General features: G+C 72.9%; 10 protein-coding genes. 3 read left to right on the top strand and 7 right to left on the bottom strand.

Features of this window, described 5'->3' with window-relative positions:
- The 3 genes from ccrA to AB0G79_RS15820 all read right to left on the bottom strand — a co-directional run bounded on the left by ccrA (position 1) and on the right by AB0G79_RS15820 (position 4475).
- Positions 1-1338, bottom strand: coding sequence for a crotonyl-CoA carboxylase/reductase (gene ccrA / locus AB0G79_RS15830; RefSeq protein WP_360806433.1), 1338 nt, complete (start codon positions 1336-1338; stop codon positions 1-3).
- A 400-nt stretch (positions 1339-1738) separates the two neighbouring features.
- Complete coding sequence (locus AB0G79_RS15825; RefSeq protein ID WP_360806430.1) at positions 1739-2566, bottom strand: TetR family transcriptional regulator; 828 nt, start codon at positions 2564-2566, stop codon at positions 1739-1741.
- A gap of 127 nt (positions 2567-2693) precedes the next feature.
- Positions 2694-4475: a 3-hydroxybutyryl-CoA dehydrogenase gene (locus tag AB0G79_RS15820; protein ID WP_360806427.1), complete on the bottom strand. Its 1782-nt coding sequence runs from the start codon at positions 4473-4475 to the stop codon at positions 2694-2696.
- Positions 4476-4774: 299 nt separating this feature from the next.
- Here AB0G79_RS15820 and AB0G79_RS15815 point away from each other — a divergent pair, with 299 nt between their 5' ends.
- Complete coding sequence (locus AB0G79_RS15815; protein ID WP_360806424.1) at positions 4775-5401, top strand: HEAT repeat domain-containing protein; 627 nt, start codon at positions 4775-4777, stop codon at positions 5399-5401.
- Here the strand turns inward: AB0G79_RS15815 and AB0G79_RS15810 are convergent.
- The 3 genes from AB0G79_RS15810 to AB0G79_RS15800 form a co-directional block, all read right to left on the bottom strand.
- On the bottom strand, positions 5372-6652 hold the full coding sequence (locus tag AB0G79_RS15810; RefSeq protein WP_360806421.1) for an MFS transporter: 1281 nt from the start codon (positions 6650-6652) through the stop codon (positions 5372-5374). The two genes, AB0G79_RS15815 and AB0G79_RS15810, sit on opposite strands and share 30 nt — an antisense overlap.
- 101 nt (positions 6653-6753) lie before the next feature.
- A complete protein-coding gene (locus tag AB0G79_RS15805; RefSeq protein WP_360806418.1) occupies positions 6754-7197 on the bottom strand; it encodes a RidA family protein in 444 nt (147 codons plus the stop codon).
- A 78-nt stretch (positions 7198-7275) separates the two neighbouring features.
- Positions 7276-9006, bottom strand: coding sequence for an alpha/beta fold hydrolase (locus AB0G79_RS15800; protein ID WP_360806415.1), 1731 nt, complete (start codon positions 9004-9006; stop codon positions 7276-7278).
- A gap of 200 nt (positions 9007-9206) precedes the next feature.
- Here AB0G79_RS15800 and AB0G79_RS15795 point away from each other — a divergent pair, with 200 nt between their 5' ends.
- Both AB0G79_RS15795 and AB0G79_RS15790 read left to right on the top strand, forming a co-directional pair.
- Positions 9207-9650 (top strand): SRPBCC family protein, encoded by a 444-nt coding sequence (locus AB0G79_RS15795; RefSeq protein ID WP_360806412.1) that lies wholly within the window; start codon positions 9207-9209, stop codon positions 9648-9650.
- Positions 9651-9890: 240 nt separating this feature from the next.
- The gene (locus AB0G79_RS15790; protein WP_360806409.1) at positions 9891-12389 is read left to right on the top strand and encodes an MFS transporter; all 2499 of its coding nucleotides are present in this window, start codon (positions 9891-9893) and stop codon (positions 12387-12389) included.
- A gap of 18 nt (positions 12390-12407) precedes the next feature.
- Here the strand turns inward: AB0G79_RS15790 and AB0G79_RS15785 are convergent, their stop codons facing one another.
- Positions 12408-13622 (bottom strand): hypothetical protein, encoded by a 1215-nt coding sequence (locus tag AB0G79_RS15785; protein ID WP_360806406.1) that lies wholly within the window; start codon positions 13620-13622, stop codon positions 12408-12410.
- Positions 13623-13651 lie beyond the last annotated feature (29 nt).

The following is a 13651-nucleotide window of genomic DNA, read 5'->3' as shown; positions in this document are numbered from 1 at the left end:
TCAGACGTTGCGGAAACGGTTGATGGCGTCGATGTGCTTCTCGCGCAGCTCGGGGTTGGTGACGCCGAGACCCTCGCGCGGGGCGAGCGCGAGCACGCCGACCTTGCCCTGGTGCAGGTTGCGGTGGACGTCGTACGCGGCCTGGCCGGTCTCCTCCAGGGAGTAGACCTTGGAGAGCGTCGGGTGGATCTTGCCCTTGGCGATCAGGCGGTTGGCCTCCCACGCCTCGCGGTAGTTCGCGAAGTGCGAGCCGATGATCCGCTTCAGCGACATCCACAGGTAGCGGTTGTCGTACTGGTGCATGTAGCCCGAGGTCGAGGCGCAGGTGGTGATGGTGCCGCCCTTGCGCGTGACGTACACCGAGGCGCCGAAGGTCTCGCGGCCCGGGTGCTCGAAGACGATGTCGATGTCCTCGCCGCCGGTCAGCTCGCGGATCTTGGAGCCGAACCGCTTCCACTCGCGCGGGTCCTGGGTGTTCTCGTCCTTCCAGAACTTGTAGCCCTCGGCGTTGCGGTCGATGACCGCGTCCGCGCCCATCGAGCGGCAGATGTCGGCCTTCTCGGGGGAGGAGACGACACAGATCGGGTTGGCGCCGCCGGCGAGGGCGAACTGCGTGGCGTACGAGCCGAGTCCGCCGCTCGCGCCCCAGATGAGGACGTTGTCGCCCTGCTTCATGCCGGCGCCGTTGCGGGAGACCAGCTGGCGGTACGCGGTGGAGTTGACGAGACCGGGGGAGGCGGCCTCCTCCCAGCTGAGGTGGCCGGGCTTCGGCATCAGCTGGTTGGACTTGACGAGGGCGATCTCGGCGAGACCGCCGAAGTTCGTCTCGAAGCCCCAGATGCGCTGCTCGGGGTCGAGCATCGTGTCGTTGTGGCCGTCGGAGGACTCCAGCTCGACCGAGAGGCAGTGCGCGACGACCTCGTCGCCGGGCTTCCAGGAGTTGACGCCCGGGCCGGTGCGGAGCACGACGCCCGCGAGGTCGGAGCCGATGACGTGGTACGGCAGGTCGTGGCGCTTGGTCAGCTCGGAGAGGCGGCCGTAGCGCTCCAGGAAGCCGAAGGTCGAGACCGGCTCGAAGATCGAGGTCCAGACCGAGTTGTAGTTGACCGAGCTGGCCATGACGGCCACCAGGGCTTCGCCCGGGCCGAGTTCGGGGAGCGCGACGTCGTCGAGGTGGAGCGACTTGCGCGGGTCCTTGTCGCGGCTGGCGAGCCCGGCGAACATCTCCGCCTCGTCCTTGTGGACGGTGACGGCACGGTACGACTCGGGGAGCTTGATGTTCGCGAAGTCGGCGGACGTGGAGTCCGGGGACTGGATCGCGTCCAGGATTTCCTTCACGGGTTGCCTCCGGCGGTGAGCGTCCTGAGGGAGGGACGCCTGAGGGGTTACGTCGGGGAGTGCTGCTGCTGTGGAGGTGTGCCGTCGGTTCGGCGCGGGGTGGTGCGGTTGGCCGCGCGGGTGGGCGCGAGGGTGCCTGTGACGCAGGCGTCCGGGCGCACGGGACCAAGGCCCGCGGGGACAGCCGGCGAGCGGGGTTTCCCGCCTCTCCGGCCGCCCGGACAACATCAACGTATGGCACGCCGTGTCACGTGACAAGGCACCGAGTGCCAACAATTTCTCTCAGTTGTCATCGGGGCGTCTCGGATGAGCGATGATCGATCGAAATCCGCCCTGAACTGGGACGATACGACGAAGGCCGCCCCCGGAAACCGGGGGCGGCCCTCGTGCGAAGGGGGTGTCAGCGCTTCTGGAGCGCCTCCTGGATCGTGCGCATGACCTCGTCGAGGGGGGCGTCGGTACGGGCCACGGCGACCACCACGTCGCCGGTCGCCGAGGCCTGGGCGACGGGCGCCGGCGCTGCCTGTCCCGACTCCGCGGCGGGGGCCGGACGCCCCGCGCCTATGCCCGTCCCGAAGGTCTCCCGGACGATCGCGAAGGCGTGGTCGAGCTGCGTCTCCACGTCGCCCTGCCCGCCCGCCCGCAGCCACCGCCGCAGGACGTGGTTGTGCGCCGTGACGACCGCCGAGGCCGCCACCTCGGCGAGCAGCGGGTCGTCGTTGCCGTCGTGGTGGTCGAGCTCGTCGAAGTGGCCGAGGAGGTAGCGGGTGAAGAGCCGCTCGTAGCGGGCCACGGAGGCGATCTCGCGCTCGCGCAGCGTCGGGACCTCGCGCGTGAGCCGGTAGCGCTCCACGGAGACCGCGGGCGACCCCGCGTACATCTTCATGACTTCCTTGATGCCCCGGCACACCGTGTCGAGCGGGTGCTCGTGCGGCGGGGCCGCGTTGAGCACCGCCTCGGCCCTGACGAGGGTGTCGTCGTGGTCCGGGAAGATCGCCTCTTCCTTGGAGCGGAAGTGGCGGAAGAAGGTGCGCCGCGCGACCCCGGCCGTGGCCGCGATCTCGTCGACGGTCGTCGCCTCGTACCCCTTGGTGGCGAAGAGCTCCATCGCGGCCGCCGCGAGCTCCCGGCGCATCTTGAGCCGCTGCGCGGCGGCGCGGGTCCCGGCGGCGCTCTCGGGAGCGTCCGACGGGGAGGTGGCACGGGGTGTCTTCACGGCCTTGGGCATGGTCCGAACGTACTGCATCGGAGTGGCGGTGTGCCCAGGTGGGGGCGGGGAGCCCCCGGGGGAGCCCCCCGGGGCACCGGAGGCGCCCGGGGAGCTCAGGAGGCCGCCCCAGCCCGTCGTGCGCGGATCAGCGGCGGGCATATTCGCGGAAGCCGCGTCCCGTCTTGCGGCCCAGGCAGCCGGCCGCCACGAGGTGCTCCAGGAGCGGGGCGGGGGCCAGGCCCGGGTCGCGGAACTCGCGGTGCAGCACCTGCTCGATCGCGAGCGAGACGTCCAGGCCGACCACGTCGAGCAGCTCGAACGGGCCCATCGGGTAACCGCCGCCCAGCTTCATCGCGGCGTCGATGTCGTCCAGGGTCGCGTAGTGGTCCTGGACCATCTTGATCGCGTTGTTGAGGTACGGGAAGAGCAGCGCGTTCACGATGAAGCCGGCGCGGTCGCCGCAGTCCACCGGGTGCTTGCGGATCTTCGCCGTGACCTCACGGACGGTGGCGTGGACGTCGTCGGCGGTCAGGACCGTACGGACGATCTCGACGAGCTTCATCGCCGGGGCCGGGTTGAAGAAGTGCATCCCGATGACGTCCTGCGGGCGCGTGGTGGCGCGGGCGCAGGCCACGACCGGCAGCGAGGAGGTCGTGGTGGCGAGCACCGCGCCCGGCTTGCAGATCTTGTCGAGCCGCGCGAACAGCTCCTGCTTGACCGCCAGGTCCTCGGCGACCGCCTCGACCGCCAGGTCGACCCCCGCGAAGGCGTCGAGCGAGCCCGCCGGGGTGATCAGGGCCAGCGTCGTGTCGCGCGCCTCGGCCGTCATCCGGCCCTTGTCGACGGAACGGGCCAGCGACTTCGCGATCCGCGCCTTGGCCGTGTCCGCCTTCTCCTGGGAGCGGGCGGCGAGGACCACCTCGTACCCGGCCTTGGCGAAGACCTCGGCGATGCCGGAGGCCATGGTGCCGGAACCGGCGACGCCGACCGAGCGGACCTCGCGGCCCGCCGCGTCGTCGGCCGAGGTGAGCGGGGTGAGGGCGTCCCGCACCACCTCGGCCGAGCCCGGAGCCGCGTACGTGTAGAAGCCGCGGCCTGTCTTGCGGCCGGTCAGACCGGCCTCGCTGAGCTGCTTGAGGATCGGCGCGGGGGCGTGCAGCCGGTCGTGGGAGTCGGCGTACATGGCGTCGAGGACGGTACGGGCCGTGTCGATGCCGATCAGGTCGAGCAGCGCCAGGGGGCCCATCGGCAGGCCGCAGCCCAGCTTCATCGCCGCGTCGATGTCCTCGCGGGACGCGTACTTCGCCTCGTACATCGCCGCGGCCTGGTTCAGGTAGCCGAAGAGCAGCCCGTCCGCGATGAAACCGGCCCGGTCCCCGACCGCCACCGGCTCCTTGCCGAGATCCTCCGCCAGACGGGTGACGGCGTCCACCGCGCGCGGGTCGGTCAGCACCGAGGAGACGACCTCGACCAGCTTCATCGCCTGCACGGGCGTGAAGAAGTGGAGGCCGAGGACGCGCTCGGGGTGCGCCGAGTCGGCGGCGAGGCGGGTGACGGAGAGCGCGTTGGTGCCGGTGGCCAGGATCGCGTCGGCGCGGACGATGCCGTCCAGCGCGCGGAACACCTCCTGCTTGGCCTCGTACGACTCCGGCACGACCTCGATCACCAGGTCGGCCTCGGAGGCCGCCTGGAGGTCGGAGTAGGTGCGGAAGCGGGCCAGGACGTCCTGCCGCTCCTCCTCGGTGATCCGCTCGCGGGACACCGCGCGGGCGGTGGAGGCCTCGAGGGCGGCGACGGACCGGGCGGCGGCGGCGTCGTCGATGTCGATGCCGATGACCTCGCGGCCGGCCCGGACGAGCACGTCGGCGATGCCGGTGCCCATGGTGCCGAGGCCGACGACGGCGATGGTGGAGAGAGGGGTGTCCATCAGGGGACTCCTGGGAGGAAGAGTGACGACTGAGGGCAGTGCGAAGCGCAGTGCGAAGCGCAGTGCGAGGCGCGCGCGGAAAAGGGCGCGGAAATGAGGAGAGGGAGAAGGCGACGGACTCTGTCCCGGAGTCACGTCGAAACCGCAGAACCGACGAGCAGGCACGGACGGCTGCGTCACCAGGCCGTCGTGCGAAGCGGGGGGTGACCCGCTCACCTGAGACTAACCGGCCGGTAACGAGCGCGCCAGCCTTGGAGAGTCGGGAAAATGTGATCTGGATCGCGGATAGGCTCGGATTCATGGAATACGCCGAGGACTTCACCGGTGACTTCGCCGAGGATCCCGAATTCTGCTCGATGATCGATCGATTGCGGGAAGAGGGCGAGAATGCCGGCGGGGAACTCCCCGCCCTATTCCGGGAACTCGCCGACACCACGGACGCGGAGGAACTCCACCGCGTCCTCGCCGCCCCCGGCCGCCCGCTCTGGGCCCACGAGATCGCCGCCTTCAAGCTCGGACTCGCGGGCGACCGGCGGGCGTTCGAGGCGCTCGTCCTCCTCCTCAACCACCGCGACCCCGAACGCTGCGTCTCCGCCGCCCACGCCCTCGTCCGGCTCGGCGACCCGCGCACCGCGCGTGCCGCCGCCGCGCTCGCCACCAACGAACTCCGCGTCGCCTACGCCCTCCTGCCGGTCCGGCTCCTCGCCTCGCTCCGTGCCCCGGAGTCCGTACCGGCCCTGATCACCGTGCTGGAGCGGCGACTTCCCGCCGACGACCCGCACTGGCGGGTCGGGCTCGCGTGCGTCGAGGGGCTCGGGACCCTCGGGGACCCGCGCGCCCGCCCCATGCTCGAAGCGGCGCTGCCGCACCCCCGACTCGGCCGCGCGGCAGGGGAGTCACTCGCGCGGATCGGCTCCGCCGGCTGAGGCCCTCGGCAGCAGCGTCACGAGCGCCGCGCCGACGGCCGGGAGCGCGGCGAGCGCGAAGCAGGCGGCGAGCGGCAGCCGCCCGACGAGCAGCCCCGCCCCGGCCGTCGCCGCCGTCGTGCCCGCGTTGAACGCGGTGTTGACCCAGGCACCGGCCCGCGTGCGGCGGCCGGGCGCCGCCGACTCGTCGGCGAGCAGATAGGCGCTCGTCAGCGCGGGCGCCAGACAGAGGCCGCCGAGCGCGACCCAGCCGACCAGGACGTACGGATGCGGGGAGAGGCCCGCCGTCGCGAGCACCGCGCCGAGCCCGAGCGTCAGCAGCGAGAGCCGTAGGGCGGTGGGGACCCGGACGTCCACGGCGCCGAGCACCAGACCGCCCACCGCGCTGCCCGCCGAGAGGGCCGACATCGCCCACGGCACGATCTCGGGCCGCCGGTGCTCCTCGGCGAAGGCGATCAGGAGGAGGTCGAAGCCGCCGAGGCAGACGCCCAGGGCGGCCGCGACGGCGACGGCCCGGACGACCCCGGTTCGCGCCCGGGCCGCGGCCCCGGCCTCCGCCCCCGCCTCGGCGGCTTCCGCGGTTTCCGCGGTCCCCGCACCCCTGGCGCCCTCCGCGTCCCGCATCCCCGGCGCCGAGACGAGGGCGAACGTGCCCGCCACGACGAGTCCGGCACAGACCGCGAGGCCGGTCGCCGGCGGCGCGAAGCCGACGAGGAGCCCCACCAGCAGGGGCCCGGAGACGAAGAGGAACTCCTCCGCCACCGTGTCCAGGCTGTACGCGCGCCGCAGCAGGTCCCGGTCCGTGACCAGCCGGCTCAACCGGGCCCGCGTCACCGGCCCGAGGGGAGGGGTCACCGCGCCTCCGGCGGCGGCGAGGGCGGCGAGCACGGACACGGAGGCCGGGCCCCGGGCCGCCGTCACCGCAAGCGCGGCGAACAGCACCCCGTACCCGACGGCGAGCGGGGTCAGGGCCCGGCGCGGCCCGAAGCGGTCGACGAGCGCCGCCCGCGCGGGCGAGAGCAGCACGGTGGCCAGGCCCCACACGGCCATGACCGTGCCGACCGCGGCGTACGAGCCGGTGCCCGCCTTGACGGAGAGGAGCAGGGAGAGGGGGGCGATCCCGTTGGAGAGCCGCCCGACGAGCGCCGAACCGAAGACGCGGAGGACGTGCGGGTGTCTCAGGACCGCCGCGTAGGACGGGGCGGGCGCGGGCGGGCGCACGGGTGCGGGGGCAGGGGAGGTCGCGGACATGGCGAAGTACCTCGGATGTTCCTCGAAAAGGGCAGAAGGGTCCCGTGGGTCGGCGGCGCGCCGACCGGGCGACTCCTACGCGCGGAAGAGGAACATGGGCGTCAACGTATCAAACGAAGATCGGGCGCGGACCCGTCCGCGACCGGCTCGGGAACCAGCGCGAACGCCTCGATCTCGATCAGCAGCTCCGGCCGGACGAGCGCCGAGACCTGCACCGCCGAGCTCGCCGGCAGCGGCACGCCCGCGAAGTACGCGTCCCGGGCGTCCCGCACCGCCGGGAGGTGGGCCACGTCCGTCACGAAGTACGTGAGCTTCACGACGTCCCCGAAGCCCGCGCCCGCGGCGGCGAGGCAGCGCTCCAGGTTGGCGAAGACCTGCCGGGCCTGGGTCACCGCGTCGCCCCCGCCGACGACCGCGCCCGAGGCGTCGAGCGCGCACTGCCCGGATATCGCGACGAAGCGCCCGGTCCCCCAGACGACGTGGCTGTACTGGGGGCTGGGCGCGATGCCCTCGGGAGCGGTCACGTGGGTCAGGTGGCTGGTCATGCCCCACATCCTCGCGCACACCACTGACAACGCCCGCGACCTGGGAGGACGCGGGCGTCGCGGGTGCGCGAGGGGGTGTCAGCGCACGTGGCCGAGGAGCCCGTGCAGGGTCGTGCCGATCGGCTCGGCGCGCAGCGCGCCGACCCGGTTCCCGGCCGAGGAGCTCGCGGGAGCCGCCGCGTCGGCCTTCTCCGTCCCGGGCGCCTGCGTCCCGGCCGGCTTCTCCGTCCCGGGCGTCTGCGTCCCGGCCGCCTTCGCCCCTGCCTCCTTCTTCGGCTCCGGGACCACCGGGTCCGGCTCCGGCTCCGGGAGCGCCTCGCAGACCGCGTCCACCTCGGCCCCGGCCTCGCCGCGCGGCACCGCGCCGGTGGCGAGGTAGGCCGCGAGGTGCCCGTCCAGGCAGTCGTTGCCGCCGAGCGTCACGCCGTGGTTGCCGCCGCCCTGCTCGACGACCAGGCTGGAGCCGCTCATCAGCCGGTGCAGGGCGACCCCGCCCTCGTACGGCGTCGCCGCGTCCTCGGTGGCCTGGAGGATGAGGACCGGCGCCACCCGGTCGTTGGAGACGTCCGGCGGGGTCAGCGAGGAGACGGGCCAGAAGGCGCAGGGCGCGTTGTACCAGGCGTTGTTCCAGGTCGAGAACGGCGCCTTGGCGTGCACGTCCCAGTTGTCCTTCCGCCACACGCTCCAGTCGCGCGGCCAGGCCGCGTCCCTGCACTGCACGCTCGTGTAGACGGAGTACCCGTTGTCGGCGGACGCGTCGGCCTCGCCGTACCGCTCGTACGCCTCCTTCAGCGGCTCGCCGTCGCCGTCGTTCACGTACGCGGAGAAGGCGCTCGCGAGGCGCGGCCAGTACCCGTTGTAGTACCCGCCGGGGAGGAACGTGTCCTCCAGCTCGCCCGGCCCGACCTTCCCGCCGGCCGGGCTGTCGCGCAGCGCGTCCCGCATCCGGTACCAGGCCGCCTCGACCGCCGCCGGGTCCGTGCCCAGCTTGTACGTGGAGTCCTTCCGCGCCACCCAGGCCATGAAGTCCTTGTGGCGGGTGTCGAAGGCGTAGTCCTGCGCGATGTTGTCCTCGTACCAGACCCCGTGCGGGTTGACGACGGAGTCGAGCGCCATGCGCCGCACCCGCTCCGGGTAGAGCCGGGCGTAGACGGCGCCGAGGTAGGTGCCGTACGAGTAGCCGAGGTAGTTGACCCGCGGCGCGCCGAGCGCCGCGCGGATGGCGTCCATGTCCCGCGCGGTGCTCACGGTGTCGATGTACGGCAGGACGTCCGCGTACTTCCGGCCGCAGGCCTCGGCGAAGGACTGGGCGCGTTCGAGCGCCGCCTTCTCCGCGTCGGCCCCGCGCGGGACGGAGTCGGGGCGCACCGGCGCGAAGTGGCCGGGCCGGCAGTCGAGCGCCGGCTCGCTCTTGCCGACACCACGCGGGTCGAAGCCGATGACGTCGTACTCGGCGGCCACCTTCGGCGGCAGCGAGGCGGCCACGTACCCGGCCATCCCGCGCCCGCTGCCGCCCGGCCCGCCGGGGTTCACGAGCAGCGGGCCCTGGAACGTCCTCGCCGTGTGCGGGACCCGGGTGAGGGCCAGGGTGATGCTCCGCCCGGCCGGGTCGTCGTGGTTGAGCGGCACCTTCAGGGTGGCGCACTGGAGCTTCGGATAGGCCGTGGTGGCACAGCCGGTCCAGGAGAGTCGGGGGAGCAGCGGTCGGGGGGCCGGCTCACCGGCGCCCGCGGAGGCGGCGGGCAGGACGGTGACCGTCCCGGCGACCAGCGCTCCAGCGGCGATCAGCATTCCTGCGCGTGGGGTCATAGGGCCTTTGTGTCCCGCGCGGGGCCCGCGAGGACCTGATTCGCCCAGACTTGACCCGAACGGAGGGGATCGGACGGCGTGTCAGGTGCCCTGGGCGGCGCATCTGTTCCCTTTGCCGGGGAGGCCCGGATTTCGCGCGCCGGAGCCCGCGTGGTTCGCTTGGGCCACACCCCTGAGGAACCACGAGCTGGAGGAAGTCAATGGCGCAGGTCGAAGCCACCACGGAACGGATCATCGCCGCGGACGCGGAGACGGTGTTCGACGCCCTGGCGGACTACAGCGGTACGCGCGGGAAGGTGCTCCCCGAGCAGTACAGCGAGTACGAGGTCCGCGAGGGCGGCGACGGCGAGGGCACCCTCGTCCACTGGAAGCTCCAGGCCACCAGCAAGCGGATCCGCGACTGCCTCCTCGACGTCACCGAGCCCACCGACGGGCAGCTCGTGGAGAAGGACCGCAACTCGTCCATGGTCACCACCTGGACCGTGACCCCCGCCGGCGAGGGCAGGTCCCGCGCCGTCGTCTCCACCGTCTGGAACGGCGCCGGAGGCATCGGCGGCTTCTTCGAGCGGACCTTCGCGCCCAAGGGGCTGGCCCGGATCCACGACGCCGTCCTCGCCAAGCTGGCGGACGAGGTCGAGAAGTAACGCCCTGGGCGTTCACCGATTCGAGTGGTTCGCCCGCGCCCCCCGTACCGGAGCCCCGCGCACCGAGGGGGCGCGGGCGTTCTCGCAAACGCGCTGATGAGCGACCCAAGTGCGCCGTATCGCAGGGGCGTTCGGCGCACGGGACCCCACTGAGCCCCCGTACCGCCCGACTTGCTCCCGGTTCGCGCCGCATGCGAAGAATGCGCGCGGCGCAGACGCCGTGACGAGGGGAGCAGGTGCATGGGTGCGATCACCATCGCGAAGCGCGTCGAGGGGGACGCGGGGCCGCTGACCGCGGACGGGCCGCCGCCGGCGGACGCCCCGCTCCCCGTGGACGGCCCGCCCGCCGGACCCGTGGCCCTCGACCCCCGCCGCGTCCGGCTCGTCTTCTGCGGCCTCATGCTCGCGCTGCTCCTCGCCGCGCTCGAGCAGATGATCGTCGCCACCGCGCTCCCGAAGATCGTCGGAGAGCTCCAGGGCCTCGACCGGATGTCCTGGGCCATCACCGCCTACCTGCTGACCTCCACCATCGGCCTGCCGATCTACGGGAAGCTCGGCGACCTCCTCGGCCGCAAGGGCGTCTTCCTCTTCGCGATCGTCGTCTTCGTCATCGGCTCGGGACTCGCCGGCTGGTCACGCTCCATGGACGAGCTCATCGCCTTCCGCGCGATCCAGGGCGCGGGCGCCGGCGGGCTCATGATCGGCGTCCAGGCGATCATCGCGGACATCGTCCCGGCCCGCGAGCGCGGCCGGTACATGGGCCTGATCGGGGCCGCCTTCGGCCTCGCCTCCGTCGCCGGGCCGCTGCTCGGCGGCTTCTTCACCGACCACGTCTCCTGGCGCTGGTGCTTCTACTTCAACGTGCCCTTCGGGCTCGTCACCCTCGCCGTCGTCGCCACCGTCCTCAAGCTGCCGAAGCCCGTGGCACGCGCGCGTTTCGACGTCCTCGGCGCGCTGCTCCTCGCCGCCGCCTCCACCTGCCTCGTCCTGCTCACCAGTTGGGGCGGGACGGAGTACGCCTGGGGGTCGCGGACCATCCTCGGCCTGGCCGGCGGCGCCGTCGCGACGACCGTCCTCTTCCTGGTCGTCGAGCGCCTCGCGCCCGAACCGCTCATCCCCCTGCGGCTGTTCCGCGACTCGGTCTTCACGGTCACCGCACTCGTCGGCGCCGTCGTCGGCATCGCCCTCTTCGGCGCCGCCAGCTACCTGCCGAGCTTCCTCCAGATGGTCGAGGGCGCCACCGCCACCGAGTCGGGGCTGCTGATGCTGCCGCTCATGGGCGGGATCGTCGTCGCCTCCGTCGTCTCGGGACAGCTCATCAGCCGCACCGGCCACTACAAGATCTACCCCGTACTCGGCGGGGCCGTCTCCGTCCTCGGCATGTGGCTGCTCTCCCGCATGGACACGGACACCCCGCGCCTTCAGCACAGCCTCTGGCAGGCCGTCCTCGGCACCGGCATCGGACTCGTCATGCCGGTCCTGGTCCTCGCCGTGCAGAACTCCGTGCGCCCCGCCGACCTGGGCACCGCCACCAGCGCCCACAACTACTTCCGCCAGATCGGCGGCAGCGTCGGCGCGGCCGTCTTCGGCACCCTCTTCGCGTCCCGGTTCGACGACGCCCTCGGCGACCGGCTCGCCGTCGTCCTCGCGCAGGGCGGACAGCAGGCACTGCCCCCGGCCGAGTCGATCACCCCGCAGTCGGTACGCGCCCTGCCGCCCGCCCTGCGCGAGGCGTACGTGCAGGCGTACGCGGACGCGATGCCGCGCATCTTCCTCTACCTCGTGCCGGTCCTCGTGCTCGTCCTCGTCCTCGCCTTCTTCCTCAAGGAGAAACCGCTGGTGACCCATCACAGCCCGCTCACCGAGGCCGCCGACACCACGGGCTTCGCCGCTCCCCATGCCGCTTCCCCCGCCGCCTCCCAGCCCGTCCCGCACGCCCGGCACGCCGCACCCGCGCCCGTACCCCCGTACGAGCAGCACTCCGGGGTCGCGGTCTGCGGCACCGTCCAGCACCACGACGGGAGCCGCGTGCCACGGGCGGCGCTCACGCTCATCGACGTCCAGGGACGCCAGGTCGGGCGCGGCGCGAGCGGCGAGGACGGGCGGTACGCGCTGAGCGTCCCCGACCGGGGCGCGTACGTCCTCATCGCCGCCGCCGGCGGACACCAGCCGCAGGCGGTGTCCGTCACCGTCGGCGACCGGCCGGTGGAGCTCGACGTCGTCCTCGGCGGCGCGGGACGGCTCGCGGGCAGCGTCGTGACCGCGGACGGGACGCCGGTGCGGGACGCGGCCGTCACCCTCACCGACGTACGCGGCGAGGTCGTCGCCTCGACGCGCAGCGGGCGCGAGGGCGGGTACGTGATCACGGAGCTCGTCGCCGGCGAGTACACGCTCGCGGCCAGCGCCCCCGCCTTCCGGCCGGCCGCGCTGCCGGTGAGCGTGCAGTCCTCGCGGGAGACCCGCCAGGACATCGAGCTGGCGGGCGGGGCGGTGCTCCGCGGGACGGTACGGGCCGGCGGCGGGCGCCCGGTCGAGGACGCCCGGGTCACCCTGCTCGACGCGGCGGGGAACGTCATGGACACGCTGACGACGGGGGCCGACGGGACGTTCCGCTTCGTCGACCTGTCCTCGGGCGAGTACACGGTCATCGCGGCCGGGTACCCGCCGGTGGCCACGGTCCTCCAGATGGCCGGCGGAGGCCGCACGGAACGCGACCTCCAGCTCGGCCACCAGGACTGACCTGCCCGTCCTCCCGGCTCAGGAGGTGGTCGTCGCCTTGCGCAGCGCGCTGATGCAGGTGCCGATCGCCTCCTGGAGGGCTTCGAGGCGCTGGAGCATGTCCGCCTCGTAGATGTCCTCCTCCATGACCTCGTCGAGGGTGAGCTCCTCGAAGACCTTGGTCGCCTTCTGCAGGCTGTTGTAGAACTTGGTCCGCCGCTCCTGGACCCGCAGCTCCGGGTCCTCCTCGACGGCCTTCGCGACGAGCCCCTTCACGGCGTCGTACGCCTCGCCGGCCCACTCGCCGGCCTCCTCGGAGTCGTCGAGCTCGTCGATGAGCGACAGGTGGCGCTCGGCCTCGGCGCGCAGCTCGGCCGGGGCCTCGACCGTCTGCCCGGCCGGGGTCTTGATCTGGCCGTTCTCGACGATCTGCCGCACGTAGCCGATGCGGTCGGCCGCCTTCGCCTCGTTGGCCACGGCCTTCTTCAGGTCGTCGGTACGGGCGATGGCCCGCGCCATCTCGGTCTGGAGGGCCGGGTCCTCCTTCATGCGGTCGAGCAGCGCGCCGCGCGCGGCCTCGGCCGTGCCGGGGTCGGCGAGGATCGCGGCCCGCAGCGCCGTCGGGTTCTCGGCGACCTCCAGGGCCTTCGTCGGGCGGATGCCCTCGGCCTCCGCCGCCGCGCTGATCGCCTGGCCGCGCACGGAGGAGGCGCTGTTGCGGGAGGTGTAGTACGACAGCCAGACGTCGGCGTCGGGCAGCTCGACGTCCTCGCCCGGGACCAGGACCTCGAACTGCGGGACGAGACCGTCGTCGGCCGCCATGTCCCAGGCCTTGTAGTAGCGCATGACCCGGTCGGGCGAGCACCCGGCGAGCGCGGCGAACGCCTTCGCCGACACCTTCGCGGCGGCCGTCCCCTCGGCCGGCTGCCCACCGGGCCGCACGCTCCGCGCGACCTTCAGCGCGAAGGCCCAGCCGCCGGTCCTGGCGTAGATCCCGAAGTCCCGCGCGTCGCGGACGACGACGGGGTCGTGCTCGGCGGAGCCCTCGTCGTCGGTGTCCGCGTACTCGGTCTGCTCGGTCGGACCGGTCGGCTCGGCCTGCTCCGCGGATTCCGTCGGGTCCGTCGGCTCCGGCGGCGACGGCACCCAGAACTCCGGCTCGGAGATCGCCGGAAGGGCGGTCTCGGCCGCTTCCGCGGTCGCCGAGGCGGACGTCTCGGCGGAGGTTTCGGACGGGGTGATGGCGATGGTCACCGAGGGCTCTCCGGAAGGTCGTACGACAA

This window comes from Streptomyces sp. NPDC020807 (assembly GCF_040641575.1).
Taxonomy (GTDB): Bacteria; Actinomycetota; Actinomycetes; order Streptomycetales; family Streptomycetaceae; genus Streptomyces.
Note: the sequence above shows the minus strand (reverse complement) of the source record. Positions and strands in the feature narration are given on the sequence as shown.